The 22,248-nt window shown below is 68.1% G+C and carries 22 protein-coding genes and 1 tRNA gene; 18 read left to right on the top strand and 5 right to left on the bottom strand.

Features of this window, described 5'->3' with window-relative positions:
• On the bottom strand, positions 1 to 1,265 hold a 1,265-nt coding region (gene rpsA, locus GXZ33_RS06490; RefSeq protein ID WP_291340035.1), incomplete at its 3' end, for a 30S ribosomal protein S1.
• A gap of 192 nt (positions 1,266 to 1,457) precedes the next feature.
• On the opposite strand from rpsA, the gene GXZ33_RS06485 reads away from it, so the two are divergent.
• Genes GXZ33_RS06485 through GXZ33_RS06475 form a run of 3 tightly spaced genes read left to right on the top strand, consistent with a single transcriptional unit; the run spans position 1,458 to position 3,081 of the window.
• Positions 1,458 to 2,207: a class I SAM-dependent methyltransferase gene (locus GXZ33_RS06485; protein WP_291340034.1), complete on the top strand. Its 750-nt coding sequence runs from the start codon at positions 1,458 to 1,460 to the stop codon at positions 2,205 to 2,207.
• Between the two features lie 41 nt (positions 2,208 to 2,248).
• Positions 2,249 to 2,647, top strand: a complete 399-nt coding sequence (locus GXZ33_RS06480) for a four-helix bundle copper-binding protein (RefSeq protein WP_291340033.1) — start codon at positions 2,249 to 2,251, stop codon at positions 2,645 to 2,647.
• Positions 2,644 to 3,081, top strand: a complete 438-nt coding sequence (locus tag GXZ33_RS06475; protein WP_291340032.1) for a hypothetical protein — start codon at positions 2,644 to 2,646, stop codon at positions 3,079 to 3,081. The genes GXZ33_RS06480 and GXZ33_RS06475 overlap by 4 nt, the downstream gene beginning before the upstream one ends.
• Here GXZ33_RS06475 and polA read toward each other — a convergent pair.
• The gene (gene polA, locus GXZ33_RS06470; protein ID WP_291340036.1) at positions 3,078 to 5,702 is read right to left on the bottom strand and encodes a DNA polymerase I; all 2,625 of its coding nucleotides are present in this window, start codon (positions 5,700 to 5,702) and stop codon (positions 3,078 to 3,080) included. The two genes, GXZ33_RS06475 and polA, sit on opposite strands and share 4 nt — an antisense overlap.
• Before the next feature lie 85 nt (positions 5,703 to 5,787).
• Here polA and GXZ33_RS06465 point away from each other — a divergent pair.
• The 14 genes from GXZ33_RS06465 to GXZ33_RS06400 all read left to right on the top strand — a co-directional run bounded on the left by GXZ33_RS06465 (position 5,788) and on the right by GXZ33_RS06400 (position 18,280).
• Positions 5,788 to 5,861: transfer RNA gene (locus tag GXZ33_RS06465), tRNA-Leu, on the top strand.
• 142 nt (positions 5,862 to 6,003) lie between these two features.
• Entirely contained in the window at positions 6,004 to 7,221 is a 1,218-nt protein-coding gene (locus tag GXZ33_RS06460) for a Na/Pi symporter (RefSeq protein ID WP_291340031.1), read from the top strand.
• Between the two features lie 10 nt (positions 7,222 to 7,231).
• Positions 7,232 to 7,453, top strand: a complete 222-nt coding sequence (locus tag GXZ33_RS06455) for a hypothetical protein (RefSeq protein WP_291340030.1) — start codon at positions 7,232 to 7,234, stop codon at positions 7,451 to 7,453.
• Entirely contained in the window at positions 7,450 to 8,379 is a 930-nt protein-coding gene (locus GXZ33_RS06450) for a substrate-binding domain-containing protein (protein ID WP_291340029.1), read from the top strand. The genes GXZ33_RS06455 and GXZ33_RS06450 overlap by 4 nt, the downstream gene beginning before the upstream one ends.
• A gap of 190 nt (positions 8,380 to 8,569) precedes the next feature.
• Complete coding sequence (locus GXZ33_RS06445) at positions 8,570 to 9,799, top strand: Na/Pi symporter (protein ID WP_291340028.1); 1,230 nt, start codon at positions 8,570 to 8,572, stop codon at positions 9,797 to 9,799.
• Between the two features lie 62 nt (positions 9,800 to 9,861).
• Positions 9,862 to 10,443, top strand: coding sequence for a 2-oxoacid:acceptor oxidoreductase family protein (locus tag GXZ33_RS06440; RefSeq protein WP_291340027.1), 582 nt, complete (start codon positions 9,862 to 9,864; stop codon positions 10,441 to 10,443).
• On the top strand, positions 10,436 to 11,680 hold the full coding sequence (porA, locus tag GXZ33_RS06435; RefSeq protein ID WP_291340026.1) for a hypothetical protein: 1,245 nt from the start codon (positions 10,436 to 10,438) through the stop codon (positions 11,678 to 11,680). The genes GXZ33_RS06440 and porA overlap by 8 nt, the downstream gene beginning before the upstream one ends.
• A 2-nt stretch (positions 11,681 to 11,682) precedes the next feature.
• A complete protein-coding gene (locus tag GXZ33_RS06430) occupies positions 11,683 to 12,780 on the top strand; it encodes a thiamine pyrophosphate-dependent enzyme (protein ID WP_291340025.1) in 1,098 nt (365 codons plus the stop codon).
• The gene (locus tag GXZ33_RS06425) at positions 12,777 to 14,417 is read left to right on the top strand and encodes an NAD(P)-binding protein (RefSeq protein ID WP_291340024.1); all 1,641 of its coding nucleotides are present in this window, start codon (positions 12,777 to 12,779) and stop codon (positions 14,415 to 14,417) included. The genes GXZ33_RS06430 and GXZ33_RS06425 overlap by 4 nt, the downstream gene beginning before the upstream one ends.
• Positions 14,418 to 14,481: 64 nt before the next feature.
• The gene (locus GXZ33_RS06420) at positions 14,482 to 14,772 is read left to right on the top strand and encodes a hypothetical protein (protein ID WP_291340023.1); all 291 of its coding nucleotides are present in this window, start codon (positions 14,482 to 14,484) and stop codon (positions 14,770 to 14,772) included.
• A 19-nt stretch (positions 14,773 to 14,791) separates the two neighbouring features.
• Positions 14,792 to 15,709 (top strand): DUF368 domain-containing protein, encoded by a 918-nt coding sequence (locus tag GXZ33_RS06415; RefSeq protein WP_291340022.1) that lies wholly within the window; start codon positions 14,792 to 14,794, stop codon positions 15,707 to 15,709.
• Positions 15,706 to 16,602: an ABC transporter substrate-binding protein gene (locus GXZ33_RS06410; protein WP_291340021.1), complete on the top strand. Its 897-nt coding sequence runs from the start codon at positions 15,706 to 15,708 to the stop codon at positions 16,600 to 16,602. Before GXZ33_RS06415 ends, GXZ33_RS06410 begins: the two co-directional genes overlap by 4 nt.
• Entirely contained in the window at positions 16,599 to 17,513 is a 915-nt protein-coding gene (locus GXZ33_RS06405; RefSeq protein ID WP_291340020.1) for an amino acid ABC transporter permease, read from the top strand. The genes GXZ33_RS06410 and GXZ33_RS06405 overlap by 4 nt, the downstream gene beginning before the upstream one ends.
• Positions 17,514 to 17,515: 2 nt before the next feature.
• Positions 17,516 to 18,280 (top strand): amino acid ABC transporter ATP-binding protein, encoded by a 765-nt coding sequence (locus GXZ33_RS06400; RefSeq protein WP_291340019.1) that lies wholly within the window; start codon positions 17,516 to 17,518, stop codon positions 18,278 to 18,280.
• On the opposite strand, the gene GXZ33_RS06395 is transcribed toward GXZ33_RS06400, so the two are convergent.
• Positions 18,277 to 18,813 (bottom strand): NUDIX domain-containing protein, encoded by a 537-nt coding sequence (locus GXZ33_RS06395; RefSeq protein WP_291340018.1) that lies wholly within the window; start codon positions 18,811 to 18,813, stop codon positions 18,277 to 18,279. The two genes, GXZ33_RS06400 and GXZ33_RS06395, sit on opposite strands and share 4 nt — an antisense overlap.
• Positions 18,810 to 19,481, bottom strand: a complete 672-nt coding sequence (locus tag GXZ33_RS06390; protein WP_291340017.1) for a TIM barrel protein — start codon at positions 19,479 to 19,481, stop codon at positions 18,810 to 18,812. The genes GXZ33_RS06395 and GXZ33_RS06390 overlap by 4 nt, the downstream gene beginning before the upstream one ends.
• 23 nt (positions 19,482 to 19,504) lie before the next feature.
• On the opposite strand from GXZ33_RS06390, the gene GXZ33_RS06385 reads away from it, so the two are divergent.
• Positions 19,505 to 20,209, top strand: coding sequence for an SDR family NAD(P)-dependent oxidoreductase (locus tag GXZ33_RS06385; RefSeq protein ID WP_291340016.1), 705 nt, complete (start codon positions 19,505 to 19,507; stop codon positions 20,207 to 20,209).
• A gap of 1,286 nt (positions 20,210 to 21,495) precedes the next feature.
• Here GXZ33_RS06385 and GXZ33_RS06380 read toward each other — a convergent pair.
• Positions 21,496 to 22,239 (bottom strand): sulfite exporter TauE/SafE family protein, encoded by a 744-nt coding sequence (locus tag GXZ33_RS06380; protein ID WP_291340015.1) that lies wholly within the window; start codon positions 22,237 to 22,239, stop codon positions 21,496 to 21,498.
• Between the last annotated feature and the right edge of the window lie 9 nt (positions 22,240 to 22,248).

Genomic DNA, 22,248 nt, shown 5'->3' with positions numbered 1-22,248 from the left:
CGACGATCTGCCTCGGCGTAGCGGGCCTCCCAGGCCTGACGCTGCTCGTCGAAGCCCTCGAGCCACTCGTTGGTCTCCGGGTCGAAGCCCTCCGGGAAGATGTAGTTGCCCTGCTCGTCGTAGGAGTCGGCCATGCCGTACTTGGACGGGTCGAACTCGTCGGTGTAGTCCTCGTCGGCCTGCTTGAGGGACAGGGAGATACGACGACGCTCGAGGTCGATGTCGATGACCTTGACCATGGCCTCCTGGCCGACGGTGACAACCTGGTCCGGAACCTCGACGTGGCGCTGAGCCAGCTCGGAGATGTGGACCAGGCCCTCGATGCCCTCCTCGACGCGGACGAAGGCGCCGAACGGGACGAGCTTGGTGACCTTGCCCGGGACGATCTGACCCACAGCGTGGGTGCGGGCGAAGACGCGCCACGGGTCCTCCTGGGTCGCCTTCAGCGACAGGGAGACGCGCTCGCGGTCGAGATCGACGTCGAGAACCTCGACGGTGACCTCATCGCCGACGGTGACGACCTCGGACGGGTGGTCGATGTGCTTCCAGGACAGCTCGGAGACGTGAACCAGGCCGTCGACACCGCCGAGATCGACGAAGGCGCCGAAGTTGACGATGGAGGAGACAACGCCCTTGCGGACCTGACCCTTCTGCAGCTGGTGCAGGAACTCGGAGCGGACCTCGGACTGGGTCTGCTCGAGCCATGCGCGGCGGGACAGGACCACGTTGTTGCGGTGCTTGTCCAGCTCGATGATCTTGGCCTCGAGCTCCTGGCCGATGTACGGATCCAGGTCGCGGACGCGACGCATCTCGACGAGGGAGGCCGGCAGGAAGCCACGGAGGCCGATGTCCAGGATGAGGCCGCCCTTGACGACCTCGATGACGGTACCGGTGACCGGCTCGTCCTTCTCCTGCAGCTCCTCGATGGCGCCCCAGGCGCGCTCGTACTGTGCGCGCTTCTTGGAGAGGATCAGGCGACCCTCCTTGTCCTCCTTGGTGAGGACCAGTGCGTCGATCTCGTCGCCGACCTCGACGACCTCGTCCGGGTCGACATCGTGCTTGATGGAGAGCTCGCGGGACGGGATGACGCCCTCGGTCTTGTATCCGATGTCGAGAAGAACCTCGTCGCGGTCGACCTTGACGACGGTGCCTTCGACGATGTCGCCGTCGTTGAAGTACTTGATCGTGGCGTCGACTGCTGCGAGGAAGTCCTCAGCGGAGCCGATGTCGTTGACGGCAACCTGAGGGGTAGTGGTGTTGGGCATGTGTTCAGTTGCTCCGGGTTGGATAGGAGATAGAAAGTGGACAGGAACGTGTCTCTCGGAAATCCGATCTCACCCCGCGCATGCGCGGACCCTCCTATTACAGCCCACCGCACCACAAGACACAGACACGCCCATAACACACTAGTACCCAGCCACGCCAAGGGCAAATGCCCCCGGAAGGAAAATCACGCCGTGACCACACCAGAAACAACCGCCTCACAGGCCGCCTCCGCCAACCGGTTCTGGTGGGACCTTGACGCTGCCGACTACCACGAGCGCCACGCCTCCTACCTCGACGGATTCCACTGGTGCCCGGAGATGCTCGCCGAATCCGAGGCCCGCCTCCTCGGCGACGTCACGGACGCCGCCGTCCTCGAGATCGGCTGCGGCTCCGCACCGTGCGCGGCCTGGCTGCAGGCCGACGGCGTCGGCTTCGTCACCGGTTTCGACCTCTCCCGCGGCATGCTCTCCCGCGCCGACGGCACGGTCCCCCTCGTCCAGGCCGACGCGCAGGCGCTCCCCTACCGCGACGCCTCCTTCGACGTCGCGTTCTCCGCCTTCGGTGCGCTGCCCTTCGTGCCCGACGTCACCGCGGTGCTTGCCGACGTCGCCCGGGTCCTCCGCCCCGGCGGCCGCCTGGTGTTCTCGGTCAATCACCCCATGCGGTGGATCTTCCCGGACGATCCGACGGCCTTCGAGGCGCAGATCAGTTACTTCGAGCGCGAGTACACGGAGACCACCGAGGACGGCACCATCATCTACGCCGAGTTCCACCGCACCCTCGGCGACTGGGTGCGCGCCCTGCACGACGCCGGCTTCCACCTCAGCGACCTGCTGGAACCCGAGTGGCCGGAACACCTCACCCAGACCTGGGGCCAGTGGTCGCCGGAGCGTGGCCGGATCTTCCCCGGCTCGGCGATCTTCGTGGCCGGGAAACGGTAGTGTGGCGCACACCACACCAGCCATCAGGCAAGGAGAACTCCATGTCCACCACCACCGACATGATTGATGCACACCCGGATCTCGGGGGCGTCGACAAGCAGAAGCTCGCGGCCGCCATCGAGGCATGCCTTGAATGCCTCCAGGCATGCACCACGTGCGCCGACGCCTGCCTCGCCGAGCACTCGGTCGCCGAGCTGCGGGACTGCATCCGCACCGACCTGGCCTGCGCGGACATCTGCGCCGCCACGGCGACCGTCCTCTCCCGTCCGGGCACCCCCGTGGAGATCCTGCGGGCCCAGCTGGAGGCCTGCCGCGTCGCCTGCGCCGCCTGCGCGGAGGAGTGCGAGGCCCACGCCCACCACCACGGGCACTGCCGCGTGTGCGCGGAGGCGTGCCGCCGCTGCGAGCAGGCGTGCTCCGACCTCCTGGAGTCCCTGTGAGCAGGCAGAATCTCAGCCCCGACATCACCCCGGCCGGCGCCGGCTCGATCTCGGAGGGCGTCATCCGTTTCGACCGCACACTCCACGGCTCCGTGCAGGAACTCTGGGAGGCGGTGACCACGACCGCGCGTGTCGACGCCGACCGGGTCACCTACGACTTCGGCGCGGAGGGTGCCGCCACCGGTGAGGTGACGCACTCCGATCCGCCGCGGGCGCTGGTCCACACGTGGAACTGGCCGGGACTGCCGGAGTCCTACGTCACTTGGAAGGTCGGCGAGGGCAACCTCCGCCTCACCCACCAGGGACTGCTCGGCGAGGAGGCCGTGGACTACGCCCTCGGCTGGCACCTCATCCTCGACGAGCTGGAGGGGGTCACCTCCGATCCGGCGGCGTTGCGCACCTACTACTCCGGCCTGCTGCCCCGGAACAGCTAGTGGGCGGCCTCGTCCCAGTCGGCTCCTGAACCGGCGGAGACCTCCAGCGGGACGCGCAGGGAGATGGCGGAGTCCATCTCCCGCTCGATGATGCCGCGGACCTCGTCGAGCTCGCCCGGGGCGATCTCCACGACGAGCTCATCGTGGACCTGGAGGAGGACGCGGGACCGCAGGTCGGAGTCGCGGAGCACGCCGTCGATGCGGATCATGGCGACCTTGATGATGTCCGCGGCCGTGCCCTGGATCGGCGCGTTGAGTGCGGCACGCTCGGCGTTCTCACGGGCGACGCGGTTGTCGGAGTTGAGCTCCGGCAGGTAGCGGCGGCGACCGAAGAGCGTGGAGGTGTAACCGTCCTTGCGGGCCTGCTCCACGACCTCGGCGAGGTAGCGCTTCACGCCACCGAAGCGCTCGAAGTAGTTGTCCATGATGCCCTTCGCCTCCCCGGCGGGGATCCTCAGCTGCTGGCCGAGGCCGAAGGCGGACAGGCCGTAGACCAGTCCGTAGGACATGGCCTTGACGCGGCGGCGCAGCTCGGGGGTGACCTCGTCGATCGGCACCTCGAACACCCGGGAGCCGACGTAATTGTGCAGGTCCTCGCCCTGCTGATAGGCGTCGATGAGGCCGGGGTCCTGCGACAGGTGCGCCATGACGCGCATTTCGATCTGCGAGTAGTCGGCGGTGAGCAGGCACTCGTAGCCCTCCCCGACGACGAAGGCGGAGCGGATCTTGCGGCCCGCCGGCGTACGCACCGGGATGTTCTGCAGGTTCGGCTCGGTGGAGCTGAGGCGGCCGGTGGACGCGACCGTCTGGTTGAAGGTGGTGTGGATGCGGCCGTCCGGCTGCACCGTCTTGATCAGGCCCTCCAGCGTGGTCTTCATCTTCTGGTACTCGCGGTGCGCGAGCAGGTGGTCGAGGAAGGGGTGCGGGTTCTTCGCGGCCAGGCCCTCGATCTCGGCGGCGGCCGTGGAGTAACCGGTCTTGGTCTTCTTCGTCTTGGGCATGCCGAAGGTCTCGAAGAGGACGACCTGCAGCTGCTTCGGGCTCGACAGGTTGAGGGAGGGGTCACCGGCCAGCTCGCGGGCGGCGGCCTCCTCCTCCTTCACCTGGTCGAGGAAGGTCGCCAGCTGCTCCTCGAGCGTCCCGACGTCCACCGCGATGCCCGTCGCCTCCATCCGGGCGAGGATCCGGGCGAGCGGGATCTCCAGGTCGCGGTAGAGCTCGTAGGCGGAGATCTCCTGCAGCTGGACGGTCAGTTCCTCGGCGAGCTCGAGCACCGCGGCCGCGGAGTCCACCAGGGAGGTGTCCCCCAGCAGGGAGAGCTGGTCCTCCGGCTCCGCGAGCTGACGCTGCAGGTGCCGCTGGTAGATGTCCTTGAGCTCGTAGGTGCGCTGGCCCGGGCGCAGGAGGTAGGCGGCGATGGCGGTGTCGTGGACCACGCCCTCCAGCGGCATGCCGCGGCCGGCGAACATGTGGAACGCCGCCTTCGACTCATGCAGGTACTTCGGGTCCTCCGACGCCAGCCACGTGGCCAGGGCCTTCTCATCGGCCGGGGAGAGATCAGCCATCTCGGCGCTCACGGCGTGCCGTTCCGTGTCGATGATCGCCACCGCCGACACGTCACCCTGGTTCGGGGAACCGTCACCGACCACGTACATCGCCAGCCCCTGCCCGGCGCGGGCGGGCAGCCACTCGGCGAGGGGTGCGGTGTCCACGGTGACGTCGACAAGCTCCCGGGCGGTCTCCTCGACGGTGCCCTCGGTGGGGACGGCGGCCAGCACGCGCTCCCGGAGGTTGGCGCCGAACTGGAGGTCGTCGAAACGGGCGGCGACCTTCGCGACGTCCGCCGGACGCAGCGTCAGCTGATCAGGGCCGACGGGCAGCTCCATGTCGGTGAGCATGTGGGTGAGCTCGCGGTTGAGCTTCACCTGGTCGAGCCGCTCCCGGAGGTTGTCGCCGACCTTGCCGCGGATCTCATCGGCGTGGTCGAGGAGGTTGGCGAGGGTGCCGTACTGCTGGATCCACTTGGTGGCGGTCTTCTCGCCGACACCCGGGATGTTGGGCAGGTTGTCGGACGGGTCGCCGCGCAGGGCCGCGAAGTCCGGGTACTGCTGCGGGGTGAGGCCGTACTTCTCCTCCACGGCCGCCGGCGTGAAGCGGTGCAGGTTGGACACGCCGCGCATCGGGTAGAGCACGGTGACGTTGTCGTTGACCAGCTGGAGGTAGTCACGGTCACCGGTGATGATGAGCGTCTCGTAGCCGAGGGGCTCGGCTGCGGTGGCGAGCGTGGCGAGGATGTCGTCGGCCTCGTAGTTCTCCATGCTCAGCGTCTGGATGCCGAGTGTCTCCAGCACCTCCTGGAGGATGTCCACCTGACCCTTGAACTCCGGCGGGGAGGCCTCGCGCTGGGCCTTGTACTCCGGGAACATCTCGGTGCGGAAGGTCTTGCGGCCCACGTCGAAGGCGACGGCGACGTGGCCCGGCTGTTCCTCGGCGAGAATGTTCGCCAGCATGGAGAGGAAGCCGTAGACGGCGTTGGTGTGCTGGCCCCCGGTCGTCGAGAAGTTCTCGGCGGGGAGGGCGTAGAAGGCACGGAACGCCATGGAGTGGCCGTCGATGAGCAGCAGGCGGTTGTTCTCAGTCACGCTGTCCCAGTGTAGCCAGCCCGATTCCCCGGGCGGGCGCGTGTGGATTAAACTGTTCTGACATGCCCTCGTAGCCCAATTGGCAGAGGCAGCGGATTCAAAACCCGCACAGTGTGGGTTCGAGTCCCACCGGGGGCACTGTTCACGCAACTTTGCCCCCTGGTCAACCACCGGTTCACCAGGGGGCAAAGGCTTTGTCACCTCAGATACCTAGGGTGAGGACGCTTCACGACGGGCCGGTGTGGCCCACAAGCACCACAGCATCCCTAGGAGAAGAGACATGTCCACGCCCACCATGGCGGATGTCGCTGTCGAGTCCCGTCCGGAACCGGCGCGCAGTCCCCTGGAACGGTTCGGCCTCGGAGGCCGGGCTCTCGACGCAGCGAACTGGGTCGCCGTCGCCGTCGGCATCTACCTGCTCATCACCGCCGTCAGCGTCATCGGTGACGGCTTCAAGCTGGCCACCCGGGGACAGGCGGAGGAGCTCTTCGCCTTCGCCTCCAACCCCCTCATCGCGCTGATGATCGGCGTGCTCGCCACAGCGCTCATCCAGTCCTCCTCGACGGTCACCTCCATCACCGTGGGACTCGTGGCCGGCGGTCTGCCCATGGCCACGGCGATCCCCATGCTCATGGGCGCCAACATCGGCACGACGCTGACGTCCACGCTGGTGTCCCTCGGCATGGTCCGGCAGAAGGAGGATTTCCGCCGGGCCTTCGCCGCCGCGTCGGTGCATGACTTCTTCAACCTGCTGGCCGTGGTCATCTTCCTGCCGCTGGAGATGATGTTCGGGGTCCTCGACCGGGTGTCCGGCTTCTTCTCCGATCAGCTGGCGGGCTCTGACGGCGGTCTGTTCGCGACCGTCTTCGCCGGCATCGGCACGGCGGTCACCACCGTCACCGACCCCCTGGCCGATCTCATCGGGCTCCTCGGCGGCGTCCTCCCGGCCCCCTGGGGCGGCATCGCGCTCATCGCCATCGGAATCGGCCTCATCCTCGCCGTGATCAACTTCATCGGTGTGCTGCTCAAGGTGGTCATGGTGGGTAAGGCGAAGCAGGTCCTGCACAACGCCATCGGCCGGGGCCCCCTGTCGGGCATCCTCTCCGGCACCCTCATCACGGTGATGGTGCAGTCCTCCTCCACCACGACGTCCCTCATGGTGCCGCTGGCCGGATCAGGCACCTTCTCGCTGCGCCAGGTCTACCCCTTCACCCTCGGTGCGAACATCGGCACCACCATCACCGCGCTCATCGCCGCCTTCGCCTTCACCGGCGTGGAGGCGGAGCTGGCCCTGCAGGCGGCCCTGGTGCACCTGCTGTTCAACCTCTTCGCCACGCTCCTCATCTACGGGCTGCCTTTCCTGCGCAACATCCCCGTCCTGGGGGCCACCACCCTGGCCCGCCTGGGAGCGGACAACAAGCTCTACATCGTCGGCTGGGTGCTGGGCGTGTTCCTGGCCCTGCCCGCCCTGCTCATCTTCCTCACCGTCGTCCTCTAAGGAGCCCACCATGAACAACGATCCCCGGCTCACCCTGGAGGAGCAGCTCGAGGAGATCCTCGCCGACACCGAACGCCGCCTGCAGGAGCTGCAGGAACAGCGTCAACGGGAGGAGATCGAGCGGCTCCCGGAGCTCTTCGCCGCCACCAGCCACCGCTGGAACAACATCCGCGTATTCATTGACGCGCTCATGAGCGACCTGCGCGGTCGCGGGGAGGATGAGCAGGCATGACGCTGCGTCGACTGGCGATGCTCACGACCGCGTGCGGGCTGCTCCTCGCAGGCTGCACCCCGGTGGGCGACGACCCGATCCGGGTGACCGGTTCCGCCACCGTCGCCCCGGTCACCGCCCACATGGCCCTCAAGACACGCACGGCCATCGAGCAGACCAGCGAGGGCACGCTCGACGGTTTCGGGCGGTTCTGCCGGGGTGAATCGCAGATCAACAACGCCTCGGTCCCCATTCCCCGGGAGCAGCAGGAGCTGTGCGCGGAGAACGACGTGGAGTTCATCGAACTGCCCGTCGCCGTGGATTCTCTGAGCGTGGTCCGCAACTCCGCCAACGGGACCGTCCGCGACCTCACCATGGAGGAGCTGCGGAAGATCTGGTCCCCGGGCTCGGAGATCAGCACCTGGGCCGACATCCGCCCCGAATGGCCGGAGGAGGAGATCGTGCTCGTCGGCCGTGGGGCCGGCTCGGGCACCTTCGACTACTTCAGTGAGGCGGTGACCGGCCAGGCGGGTTCCCTGCGCGAGGACTACCGCACCACCGATGACATCGAGGAACTCACCCGCTGGATCGCCGCGGACCGGAACGCGCTCGGCTTCATGGGTGTGGGCAACTACCTGGCCTCCGACGAGGGGCACCGCAACGTCATGGCCACCGTGTCCGTCGACGGCGTGCAGCCGACGCTCGCCGGCGTGCAGGACGGGACCTACCGGGCCCTCACCCGGCCGCTGTTCCTCTACGTGTCCGTCGCGGCGCTGGAGGAGCGGGAGGATGTCCGGGAGTTCATCGGGACGTATCTGGACAAGGTCCACGATGAACTGCCGTTGGTGTACTACTACCGGCTCCCGGATGAGGCTTACGCGGCGGCACGGGAACGACTGGACAACCGTGTGACGGGGCCGGCGGAGGGCATCGAGGGCCTCTTCTAACAGGTTCCCGGTGCGCTGCAACTCGAGGAGGGCGTTTTCAGGGGGAGTTCTTTGTGAATTGCCCCACGATTCCCATTCAATTCACCGTCCGTTAACCGAACGGTACCGAAGTGGTCATGTTGACTTCCTAAGTTAGGGCCGTCCCCTGGGGCACACGGTGCCCGCGCTTCAGACTTCAGGAGAACCCTGCATGTCCACCACGACACCTCCGGTCCTTCCGCCGATGGACACCACCCCCGACATCCCGGCGGAGCGACCGAGTCCCCTCGCACGACTCGGTCTCCGCGGGAAGCCGCTGGCGATCGCCAACTGGATCACCGTCGCCGTCGGTATCTACCTGCTCATCACCGCGGTCAGCGTCATCGGTGACGGCTTCAAGCTCGCCACGAGCGGCCGCGCCGAGGAGCTCTTCGCCTTCGCCTCCAACCCGCTCATCGCCCTGATGATCGGTCTGCTCGCGACGGCACTCATCCAGTCCTCCTCGACGACCACCTCCATCACCGTCGGACTCGTCGCCGGTGGTCTGCCCATGGCCACGGCGATCCCCATGCTGCTAGGCGCCAACATCGGCACCACACTGACCAGCACGCTCGTCTCCCTGGGCATGATGCGCGACAAGGCCTCGTTCCGGCGGGCCTTCTCCGCGGCCTCGGTGCACGACTTCTTCAACCTGCTGGCCGTGGTCATCTTCCTGCCCCTGGAGATCATGTTCGGCCTGCTGGAGCGCACCTCCAGCTTCCTGGCTGAGCAGTTCGCCGGCTCCGACGGTGGCGCACTGACGTTCATCTTCGGTGGACTGGGCAACGCGGTCACCGCCGTCACCGATCCCCTGGCCGGCACCATCGGCCTCATCGGCAAGGCCATCGACCACCCGTGGGGCGGCATCCTGCTCATCGCCATCGGCATCGCTCTCATCCTCGGCGTGATCAACCTCATCGGCAAGCTGCTCAAGGTCGTCATGGTCGGCCGCGCGCGGAAGATCCTCCACGCCGCCATCGGCCGTGGCCCGCTGTCCGGCATCGCCTCCGGCGCACTGGTGACGGTCATGGTGCAGTCCTCCTCCACCACCACCTCCCTGATGGTGCCGCTGGCCGGCTCCGGCACGTTCACCACCCGCCAGATCTACCCCTTCACGCTGGGCGCCAACATCGGTACCACCATCACGGCCCTCATCGCCGCCTTCGCCTTCACCGGCATGGACGGCCAGCTGGCCCTGCAGGCGGCCCTGGTGCACCTGCTGTTCAACACCTTCGCCACGATCCTCATCTACGGTGTGCCGTTCCTGCGGGAGCTGCCCGTCCACGGCGCCGAGCTGCTGGCCCGCCTGGGAGCGGAGAGGAAGATGTACGTGGCCGTCTGGGTCCTCGGTGTCTTCGTGGCGCTGCCGGCCACCCTCATCCTGCTGACCGTCCTGCTCTAGGGAGATCCTGCCCTCCTCCAGTTACCGCACATTCAGGGGTCCGTGCTCTTAGAGTGGAGGGCATGGTCGAAGTACGTATTCACGGTCGGGGCGGACAGGGCGTGGTCACCGCGTCCGACCTCATAGCCATGGCAGCCTTCGAGGAGGGACGTCACGCGCAGGCGTTCCCCTCCTTCGGTTCGGAACGCACCGGAGCGCCCGTCGTGGCGTACTGCCGGATCAGCGACACCCCGATCCGTACCCGGGAGCCGGTGCTCAATCCTGACCTCGTCGTGGTGCAGGACCGCACGCTGCTCCCCATCCTCAATGTCTTCTCGGGGCTCACCGAGGACGGCTACGTGCTCATCAACTCGTCGAAGCGCAGCGCGGAACTGGGGCTCAGCGAACTGCAGGCCCGCCAACCCGCCGGCCACTTCATGACGATCCCCGCCACCGACATCGCCCGCGAACACACCGGCCGTACCGTGCCGAACGCGGTGCTGCTCGGTGGCGTCGCCGCGCTCACCGGTCTGTACCGGATGGAGTCGGTGTCCCACGCCATCATGAACCGTTTCCCCGGCCGGGTCGGGGAGATGAACGTCGCCGCCGCGCAGGCCGCGTACGACCTGGTCATGTCCAAGCAGGAGGAGGCAGCCAATGCTTAAGCAGATCGAGGGTTCCCAGGCGGTGGCGCAGGCCGTGGCGGCCTGCCGTCCGGAGGTGATCTGCGCCTACCCGATCTCCCCGCAGACCCACATCGTCGAGGCCCTGAGTGCCATGGCCAAGAAGGGCGAGCTGGGTTCCTGCGAGTACGTCAACGTGGAGAGTGAGTTCTCCGCGATGTCCGCCTCCATCGGCGCGTCGGCCGCCGGTGCCCGGTCCTACACAGCCACCGCCTCCCAGGGTCTGCTGTTCATGGTGGAGGCCGTGTACAACGCCTCCGGCCTGGGTCTGCCGATCGTCATGACGGTGGCCAACCGCGCCATCGGCTCGCCGATCAACATCTGGAACGACCAGACCGACTCCATGTCGCAGCGTGACTCCGGCTGGCTGCAGCTCTACGCCACCGACAACCAGGAGGCCGCGGACCTGCACGTGCAGGCGTTCAAGATCGCCGAGGAGCTCTCCCTGCCGGTCATGGTGTGCATGGACGGTTTCATCCTCACGCACGCCATGGAGCAGGTGGATGTGCCGGAGGTGGAGGACGTCGACAAGTTCCTGCCTCCCTATGAGCCGCGGCAGGTCCTCGACCCGGCCGCCCCGATCTCCATCGGCGCGATGGTCGGTCCGGAGGCGTTCACCGAGGTCCGCTACCTCGCCCACCACAAGCAGCTGCAGGCCCTCGACGTCATCCCGCGGGTGAGCGCCGAGTTCGCCGGGATCTTCGGCCGCACCTCCGGCGGTCTCATGCACGAATACCGCACGGAGGACGCGGAGACGATCATCGTGTGCCTGGGGTCCGTGACGGGCACGTTGCGTGACGTCGTCGACGAGCGTCGGGAAGCAGGCGAGAAGATCGGCGTCCTCTCGCTCGTGTCCTTCCGCCCCTTCCCCACCGCAGCCGTGCGCGAGGCGCTGAGCAGGTGCACCCGTTTCATCGTCCTGGAGAAGGCCTTCTCCGTCGGCATCGGCGGCATCGTCTCCTCCCACTGCCGCGCCGCCATGCGCGGAAAGCGCTTCATCTGCCACGAGCTCATCGCCGGTCTCGGCGGACGCGACATCACGAAGGCGTCGCTGCACTCCTACCTGGACAAGGCGGTCGTCGATGAGGTGGAGGACACCACGTTCCTCGACCTCGACAGGGAGCTTGTCGACGCCGAACTCGCCCGCGAGAACACCCACCGCCGCTCCGGTGCCATCCCGGAGAACATGCTGCGCGATCTGGCAGCCAGGGAGAACTAGACATGTCTGATTTCCGCTACACCACCGCACTGCCCACGCCGAGCTTCCCCGCCACCGAGATCCCCGGGGCGGAGGAGACGAAGTTCTACCAGGTGGGTTCCTTCGCCATCGGCAACCGCCTCATCGAGGACAAGCTGCTGTCGATCCAGTCGGGGCCCGACCGCTTCAACTCGCTGACCTCCGGCCACCGCGCCTGCCAGGGCTGCGGTGAGGCGCTCGGAGCCCGCTACGCCCTCGATGCCGCCGTCGCCGCGACGGACGGCCAGCTCATCGCCTGCAACGCCACCGGCTGCCTCGAGGTGTTCTCCACCCCGTACCCGGAGACCTCGTGGAATCTGCCGTGGATCCACTCCCTGTTCGGTAACGCCCCGGCCGTGGCCACCGGTGTCGCGGCCGCGATGAAGGCGAAGGGGCGTACCGACGTCCGCGTCGTCGCCCAGGGCGGTGACGGCGGCACCGTCGACATCGGTTTCGGTCCCCTGTCGGGCATGTTCGAGCGCAACGACGACGTCCTCTACATCTGCTACGACAACGAGGCGTACATGAACACCGGCGTGCAGCGTTCCGGTGCGACGCCGCCGGCAGCCCGGACGGCCACGACCCAGCCGGTCGGCCCGGAGCCGGGCAACGTCTTCGGTCAGGGCAAGGACCTGCCGCGCATCGCGATGGCGCACGAGATCCCCTACGTGGCCACCGCCACCGTCGCGGACCTCCACGACCTCGAGTACAAGGTGACCCGCGCGATGGAGTTCCGCGGTGCCCGCTACCTGCACGTGTTCGTGCCCTGCCCGCTGGGCTGGGGTTCGGCGTCGAAGGACACCATCAAGCTGGCCCGCCTGGCCACCCAGACCGGCCTGTTCCCCGTCTACGAGGCGGAGTACGGCGAGGTCACCTCGGTGAAGAAGATCCGCCGCCCCGCCCCGGTCGAGGACTACCTCCGGCTGCAGCGCCGTTACGCGCACCTGTTCCGGAAGGACGCGGACCCCGCCGTCATCGGACGCATCCAGGCGCTGGCGGACCGCAACATCCGCCGCTACAACCTCATCGACGAGGAGACCCTCGACGAGTTCGTCAAGTACGAAGGAGACGACGCACAGTGAGCCCCGACAGGAACGTCAACATCGGCATGCCCTTCGCCATCACCCTGCAGACCGGTTCCTCCCTGGCGAACAAGACCGGCTCCTGGCGCAGCGAGCGGCCCGTCTACGTCGATCTGCTGCCGCCCTGCAACAAGGCCTGCCCCGCGGGGGAGAACATCCAGGGCTGGCTGTACCACGCCGAGGAGGGCGACTACGAGGCTGCCTGGCGCGAGATCATGGTGGATAATCCCCTGCCCGCCGTCATGGGCCGCGTCTGCTACCACACGTGCCAGACCGCCTGTAACCGTGCGGAGGTCGACGAAGCCGTCGGCATCAACGCCATCGAGCGTTTCCTCGGTGACCGCGCCATCAAGGAGGGCTGGCAGGTCGCACCCGTCAAGGATCCCTCAGGCAGGAAGGTCCTCGTCGTCGGTTCCGGGCCCTCCGGCCTGTCCGCGGCGTACCACCTGGCCCGCCTCGGCCACGAGGTCACGGTCCGTGACCAGGGTGCCCGGCCCGGCGGCATGATGCGCTACGGCATCCCCTCCTACCGCCTGCCCCGCCACATCCTCGACGCCGAGATCGCCCGCATCGCGGCCCTGGGTGTCACCTTCGAGCAGGGCGTCACCGTCACCGACGTCGACGCCGAACTGGAGCTTTTCGACGCCGTCTTCACCGCTGTCGGCGCCCAGCTGGCACGCAACGTGGAGGTGCCCGCAGGTTCGGCGGCGACCATCATGAACGCCGTCGACCTGCTGCGCGACACCGAGGACGGGGAGGCCCCGCTGCTGGGGCGCCGCGTGGTGGTCTACGGCGGCGGCAACACCGCGGTCGACGCGGCACGCACGGCCCGCCGACTGGGGGCCACCGAGTCGGTCATCCTCTACCGCCGCACCCGCGACCGCATGACCGCCCACGACTCCGAGGTCATGGAGGCCGAGGAGGAGGGCATCACCATGCGCTGGCTGTCCACCGTCAACCACGTCGACGAGGGCTCGGTCAGGATCGAGAAGATGGCCATCGACGCCGAGGGCAACCTCACCCCGACCGGCGAGTACGAGGACCTCGCCGCCGACTCCCTCGTCATGGCGCTGGGCCAGGAGTCGGATCTCTCCCTGCTGGAGGGCGTCGAGGGCGTGGAGATCTCCCGCGGTGTGGTCGCCGTCGACGGACAGATGATGACCGGGCGTGCGGGGGTCTTCGCCGGCGGTGACATGGTGCCGAGCGAGAAGAACGTCACCGTCGCCATCGGCCACGGCAAGAAGGCGGCCCGCTACATCGACGGTTGGCTGCGCGGCCAGCCCTATGTGCCAGCAGTCAAGCCTGCAGACGCGACTCTCGACCGTATGGAGACCTGGTACTACTCCGAGGCCCCGCACCAGGTGCGCGAACGCCTCGAAGGGGCACGTCGTGCCTCCACCTTCGACGAGGTCGTGCAGGGCCTCGACGCCGACTCCGCCCTCCTCGAGGCCCGCCGCTGCATGTCGTGCGGCAACTGCTTCGGCTGCGACAACTGCTTCGGCGTCTGCCCGGACAATGCGGTGACCAAGCTGGCGGCCGGCGAGTACGAGTTCAAGTACGACTACTGCAAGGGCTGCGGTATCTGCGCGGAGGAGTGCCCGTGCGGCGCGATCTCCATGATTCCGGAGGAGAACTGAACGGACGCGACGCGTTAAAGTATGGGACCAGTACTGTCCCCTCCATGAGTTAAGGATCCCCGTCATGCGCCGCACCCTCATCGCCCTCGGCACCGCCACCGCCCTCACCCTGGGGGCGGTCCCGGCCGTCCACGCCCAGCCCGCTTCCCCGGTGAATGCCGTCACCTCCCAGATCGAGGAGCTGCCGGCCGACATGCGGGCCGGTTCCACCGGTGCACAGAAGCTCTCCTCCGCCTCCACCGAGGCCGAGAAGCAGGAGGGTGCGCTGCTGCTGGGGCGTGACTGGCTCATCGGTTTCGCGGCCGTCGCGGTGATCGGAACCATCATCCAGGCGGTCATGTCGGCCATGCGCTAGTGCCGTAAGGTGAGTGGTCATGACGACCACCCATCATTACCCCGCCAGGACGCCGCGCACCCCGCTGCATGTCCTGGCGAATCTCATCCGTGGTGCCCTCATCGGCATGGCCGAGCTCGTACCGGGCATCTCCGGAGGCACCGTCGCGCTCGTCGTCGGTGTCTACGAACGCGCCCTCAACGCCGCGAACCAGCTGCTGCGCCGCCAGTTCGCGAAGGTGGACTGGCTCCTCCTCATCTCCATCGGGGTCGGCATGGTCACCGCCGTGTTCACCATGTCGACCGTGCTGCACAACTTCGTGGAGAACTCCCCGGAGTACGCGCGCGCCCTCTTCCTCGGCATGGTCGCCGTGTCGATCTGGGTGCCGCTGGCCATGATGGACCCCCGTGATCTGCGCCGCCGCGCCGGCATGGTCATCCCGCTGTTCCTCGTCGCCGCGGTCGTCGGCTTCCTGGGTACCAGCTTCGTCTCCGCCCCGCGCGAGGACCCTGCCCTGCCGATCATCTTCCTCGCCGCCGCCGTCGCGGTGTGTGCGCTCGTCCTGCCGGGCATCTCCGGCTCCTACATGCTGCTGGCCATGGGCCTGTACGCACCGGTCATCGGTGCCGTCTCCGACCGGAACTGGACCGTGATCCTCACCTTCATGGCCGGCGCGCTCGTCGGCATCGCCCTGTTCATCAAGGTGCTCACCTGGGCCCTGGAGAAGCACCGCACCGTCTCCCTGACCCTCATGGCCGGCCTGATGCTGGGTTCCCTGCGCTCCCTGTGGCCCTGGCAGGACGCGGACGCGAACCTGCTCTCCCCCGGCGGGAACGTCCTCGCCATCGTCGGCCTCATCGCCCTGGGCGGTGCCGTCGTCGCGGTGTTCATCATCGCCGACCGCGTGGCCACCACCCGCCGTGAGTCAGAGGTCATCACGGCATCGCTGCCCGCATGATCCGCGGACCGCGGACGCTGGCGCTCGCGGTGATCACCGCGGCGTCGATAAGCATGACCTCGTGTGTGACCAACGTCGAGGAGGGACGTCCCGCAGGATGGACCCCCATCGTGCCGGAGGCTGTTCCCGCGGTGGCGGAGCTGGTGCCCGCCGACATCGCCGCCCGCGGTGTGCTGCGCGGCGGCACCAACCCGCCGTTCGCCCCCTTCGAACTCAAGGACTCCGACGGCACGATCATCGGCCTGGAGATGGATCTCGCGGCCGCGGTCGCCGGCGTGATGGGGCTGCGTTTCGAGCCCGTGGAGCAGGACTTCTCCCTCATCCTCCCCGCCGTGCAGGCGGGCACCCTCGACGCCGGCGCGTCGGGTTTCACGGACAATGAGGAGCGGCGGAAGAACTTCGACTTCGTCAACTTCCTCTACGCCGGCATCCAGTGGGCCGCCCCGGTGGGCAGCGACATCGACCCGGAGAATCCCTGCGGGCTGACCGTCGCCGTGCAGCGCACGACCGTCTCGGAGACCGACGATGTCCGCCCCAAGGCGCAGGCCTGCGAGGACGCCGGGCTGCCGCCGATCACCGTCCTCTCCTACGACACGTCCGACAATGCCGCGCTGGCCGCCCTCATGGGACGTGCCGACGCCATGTCGGCCGACTCCCCCGTCACCGCCTGGGCCGTCGCGCGTTCCGACGACCGCCTGGCCCTCACCGGCCGCATGTTCGACGCCGCGCCCTACGGCTGGGCCGTGCCGAAGGACTCCCCGCTGGGCCCCGCGATGGCGGCCGCCCTGCAGCACCTCATCGACACCGGTGACTACGAGCGCATCCTCGCCCAGTGGGGTGTGGGGACCGGGCTCATCGACACCGCCATGATCAACGAGAAGGAGATCGCATGAGCACTCCCGCCACCCCCGCCCCCATCCAGGCGAAGCCGCTGCGTCACCCGGGTCGCTGGGTCCTCGCGGCGGTCGTGCTGGGCCTGTCGGCCTGGTTCGTCATCGGGGCGCTGACCAACGAGGCGTACGGCTGGGACACCTACCGCGCGTACCTCTTCGACACCCGCGTCGCCACCGCCGCCCTGCACACCCTGGCGCTGACGGTCCTGGCGATGCTCATCGGCGTCGGTCTCGGCGCCACGCTGGCGGTCATGCGCATGTCGCCGAACCCGGTGCTGCGCGGCGTCGCGTGGGTGTACCTGTGGATCTTCCGCGGCACCCCGGTGTACGTGCAGCTGGTGTTCTGGGGGCTGCTCGGCTCGCTGTACCAGAGCATCAACGTCGGTTTCGCGGAGATCGACCTGCAGTCCCTGCTGAAGAACGCCTTCCTCCTCGCGGTCCTGGGACTGGGTCTCAACGAGGCCGCCTACATGGCCGAGATCGTCCGCTCCGGCATCTCCTCGGTCCCCGAGGGACAGATGGAGGCGTCCAAGGCGCTCGGCATGAGCTGGACCCTGACGATGCGTCGCACGGTCCTCCCCCAGGCGATGCGCATCATCATCCCGCCGACCGGCAACGAGCTCATCTCCATGCTCAAGACGACCTCGCTCGTGGTGGCCATCCCCTACACCCTCGAGCTCTACGGCCGCTCGATGGACATCGCCGCCGCGCTCTTCGACCCGGTGCCCATGCTGCTGGTCGCCGCCACCTGGTACCTCGCGGTGACGTCGGTGCTCATGGTCGGGCAGTACTACCTGGAGAAGCACTTCGAGAAGGGTGCCCGCCGGGAGCTCACCGGCCGCCAGCTCGCTGCCCTCGCCGACGCCGAGGGCACCGTCCCCGGCAACGTCTCGGTCGTGAAGGAGAACTAGACATGACCAACCTCATGATCAACGCCCAGCAGGTGTGCAAGTCCTTCGGCCAGCTGGAGGTTCTCAAGGGCATTGACCTGCAGGTTCCCCAGGGCGAGGTGGCCTGCCTCATCGGCCCCTCCGGCTCCGGCAAGTCCACCTTCCTGCGCTGCGTCAACCACCTGGAGAAGGTCACCGCCGGCCGCCTCTACGTCGACGGCGAACTCATCGGCTACCGGGAGCGCGACGGCGTGCTCCACGAGATCTCCGAGAAGGACGCCGCCCGCCAGCGCGCGGACATCGGCATGGTCTTCCAGCAGTTCAACCTCTTCCCGCACCGCACCGCCCTGGAGAACGTCATCGAGGCGCCCGTGCACGTCAAGGGTCAGTCCGTCGTGGATGCGAAGAGGCGCGGCCTCGAGCTGCTCGACCAGGTCGGCCTCGCCCACAAGGCAGGCGCGTACCCGGTGCAGCTCTCCGGTGGTCAGCAGCAGCGCGTGGCCATCGCCCGCGCCGTCGCCATGGACCCCAAGCTCATGCTTTTCGACGAGCCCACCTCCGCCCTCGACCCCGAGCTCGTCGGGGAGGTCCTCCGGGTGATGAAGGAACTGGCCCAGGACGGCATGACCATGCTCGTGGTCACCCACGAGATGGGCTTCGCCCGGGAGGTCGCCGACAAGGTCGTATTCATGGACGGCGGCCGCGTCGTCGAGGCGGGCCCGCCGGCTGAGGTCCTGGACAACCCGCGTGAGGGGCGGACGCGGGCGTTCCTGTCGTCGCTGTTCTAATGCCCCCGGCGGAGGTCGCGGGAGTCGAAGATGTTGCGCTGGTCGAGGAAGTCGAAGACGAAGCGCACCGCCGACTCGCGGTAGTTGATGAACTCGTCCGCCCGCAGCAGTTCCACCACGTCGTCGAGGTCCGCCCAGCGGACCTCGGCGACCTCGTCGTTGGGGACGGCCGGGAGGGGCAGCGCGACGTCGTGACGCAGCAGGTAGAAGTCGTCGAAGCCGTACTGGAAGTTGAACGTGAAGCTCGGGCGGCCGAGTGCGACGTCGAGCCCCAGTTCCTCCCGGACCTCCCGCTGTGCTCCCTCGCGGCTCGTCTCCCCGGCGTGGATGCTGCCGCCCACGGAGAAGTCCCACAGGCCGGGCCAGTCCTGTTTGGTGTCGGCGCGGCGCTGGATGAGCATCTGGTCGGCCTCGTTGAAGATGCAGACGTGGACGACGACGTGCAGGTCACCGTCGATGAGCCCGTCCTGGCGGGGCGCGGTGCGGCCGGTGGGCTGGCGGTTGTCGTCGAGAATGTCCCAGAGTTCGGTCACGGGAGCCACTCCGCTGCGACCTCCCCCTCGTAACCGGCGTCGCGCAGCTGCGTGATCCACTGCTCCAGCGGCAGGCTGCCGGTGCCGGGGGCGCCGCGGCCGGGATTGTCAGCGATCTGCACGTGCTCGGGCATGATGCTGAGGTCAACGGCGTCGTTGACCGCCAGGTGGTAGAGATCGAGCAGCAGGCCGCCGTGCTGCAGGAGCGGCACCGCCTGCGCGACGGTGGTCACGGGGTAGTCCGGGGTGGCGGAGATGGGTTCCACCATGGCCACTCCCCCGAAACGCTTCTCGACGTCCCCCGCCACCGCCCCGAACCTGCGCTCCTGCTCCGCGGTGAGCTCGGTGCCGCCCCGCCCGAGGAGCAGGTTGAAGCGGCGGACCCCGGTGAGCTCGTGGAAACGCTCGACCGCGTCGAGGTGCGCCTCCGGCAGGTCCTGCTCGTGCAGGATGCCGCGGTCCCCGGCCGCGAGGTCCCCTCCGAACATGTTGAGGGCGATGAGCTGCAGGTTCCTCTTCTCCAGCTCGGTGACCACTCCCCTGATCTCGGAGTCGGTGGGGTCCGGGTGGGCGAAGGGCCACCACAGTTCGACCCTGGGGGTGGTGGAGGCGTCCAGGCCCTCGGTGAGGCTGGCACGGCCGATGGAGCAGTTTGTCGCGGTGATCATGAGCACCACTCTACGATGGACGTATGGACAAGAAGGTAGCTGTTGTGACCGGTGCCGGCGGTGGCCTCGGGCGGATGTTCGCCCGGGCGCTGGGGCGTGACGGATGGGCGGTGGCCCTGCTGGGCCGCACGCGGGAGACGCTGGAGGAGACGGCCACGGACATCGGGGACGCGCTGGTCGTCGTCTGTGACGTCAGTGACGAGGCCAGCGTCGCGGACGCCTTCGCCGAGGTGACCGGGTGGCACGGCCGCCTGGATCTGCTGGTCAACAACGCCGGAGTGCCCGGGCCCACCGGGGAGCTGCACACCATCGACCCTGCCGAGTGGCGCCGCACCTTCGAGACGAACATCACCGGCACGTTCCTGTGCACGCAGCAGGCTTTCGCGTGGATGGCGGACAACGGTGGCGGGCGCATCATCAACAACGGTTCCATCGCGGGCCACTCGCCGCGCCCGGGGGTGGGCGCCTACGCCGCCTCCAAGGCTGCGGTGGCGAGCCTGACGGTCTCCACGGCCCTCGACGGCCGCCCCTACGGCATCACCGCCACCGAGCTGGACATCGGCAACGCCCGGACCGCCCTGCTGGGTTCCTTCACCGGCTCGGAGCCCATGTTCGACGCTTCCGAGGCCGCCCGTCTGCTGGTCGCCGTGGCCGCGATGCCGGCGGATGTGAGCGTTGACCAAGTGACCGTGACTGCCGCAGGAATGCCCTACCTGGGACGCGGATAGCCGCAGGTAGAGACCCACTTTCCCACCCCCGGGGGTGCTCATGTCGGGGTGGCGTTCTAGAGTGCGGATCGAACACTCTAGCGACACCTGCGGAGGTGAGCCTGATCCCCCACTACTTCACCGTCAACAACCCCTACGACCCCCTGGCGGTGACAGCCAACGCCGTCACCCGTGCCAACCACCACCTGTGGCGCACCCTGGCCTCACGCGTCGACGAACAGCTCGACAGTGAGGCCGTCTACGCCCCTCTCGTCCGGTCCACGGGCCTGTCCCGGTGGATCATCGAGAAGAATCTCTTCGCCATGGCCACGCTCGATGAGCTGCCCCGTCTGCGGGAGCTCGTCGAGAAACTCCACCACCTCGACATGAAGCGTCTGCGCGCCATCGAGTCCGCCCTTGCTCTGGCTGACCGGCAGTACTTCCCGCTCCTCGACGAACAGATCACCGCCTTCCTCAGCCCCACGCGGGCCAACCAGCCGCTGCCGTCCCCGAAGGCGATCACCAGACGAATCCGGGCGATGGTCGTCGAACTCGACGCCTCCATCGCCACCGACGAGGAGGACGCGGAGTTTCCGCAGCTCACGTACCACATGCAGTTCAACGACGACGGCACCGCGGATCTCTCCGCGCGGATGGACGTGGCGATGGCGGCGGTCGTCGAGAAGCGGGTGCGGGCGCTGGCCGCCCGCCGGGGCATCGGCCTCGCCGAGGCACATGCCCTGCTGGTCACCGGCGAGGACGAGGGGGTGAAGGTGAACGTCAACGTCTACCGCGCGCACGACGTCCCCGGAGCCCCGACCTACATGCCACGCGCCGGCTGGCTCAGTCCACAACGGGCGGCCGAATGGGAGGCGAAGGCGGCCACCATCCGGGACATGGATGAGATCTATGGGAAGGTCAGCAAGAGCTACTCCACGCCGGAGGACATAGAGGCCTGCGTGGAAGGATTCGATGATGAATGCGGATTCCCCTGCTGCGATGAGCCCGGCGAGTTCTGCGACAACGACCACGTGGTCAACCACGCCGACGGCGGCCCCACCACCGCCCGGAACCTGCGGAAGCTGTGCCGCACCCACCACAATCTCAAGACCGCGGGGCACTTCCGCTACATCATCTGCCCGGTGACCGGCAACGCGATCTTCCTCTTCGCGGACGGCTCCTACGTGGAGAACCGCTCCGACGGTCCGCTCACACCGGAGAACCGCCGGTGGGTGCAGACCTTCGTGCAACGCCGTGACGCCCGCAACGAGCGCGCCCGGCAGGAGGCGCAGGAGCGGCGCCGCCGCCTAAACGAGGCCGCTGATGCCGCGGACCAGCGCGGTGACTCCACCGGCGGTGGCCAGCAGGAGGGCGAGGGTGCGTGCCCGTGGTCGGGGGACCTTGGTGCTCAGACGGACGCCGATCCACAGGCCGAGCGCCATGCCGACGATGCCGACCGGCCACACGAGCCAGTCGGTGTCCGACAGTGACCCCGCCCCCATGAGGATCTTGATTCCGAAGGAGATCGCACCAGCGACCATGAAGATCGGCTGCAACGTGGCAGCGAAGGACTGCTGCGCCCACCGTGAGGCCTGCGCGTACACGGTGATCGCGGGACCCGCGATACCGGCGAGGGTGTTCATGAACCCACCCGCGATGCCGGCCACCACCGCCGGGACGTTGCCGGTGACCTGCGGGATGCGCTTCTGCCCGAACGTCGTCACCGCCAGAGCCAGCAGCAGGAGGGCACCGACGATCGCCTGCAGCAGCGAGGGCGAGACCTCCCGCACGAGCAGCGCACCGGGGACTGCCCCCAGGATGAGCACGGAGGCGATGAGGGAGAACTTCCTCCAGTCGACGTACTCCCGGACGGTGGCCGTCGTCGCGGCGGCGTTGAGGAAGGCCAGCACGTTGACCACGAGGATGCCCTCGACGGGGCCCATCGTCACGGCGAGCACCGGGCCGGCGACGAGGCCGAGCCCCATCCCGGAGATCCGCTGCAGTGCGGATCCGACCAGGACGATGAGGAGAATCAGCAGAAGTTCGAGCACCGGCTCAGA

The sequence above is a fragment of the Corynebacterium sp. genome (assembly GCF_012838985.1).
Lineage (GTDB): Bacteria > Actinomycetota > Actinomycetes > Mycobacteriales > Mycobacteriaceae > Corynebacterium.
This window is presented reverse-complemented; position numbering and strand designations above follow the sequence as displayed.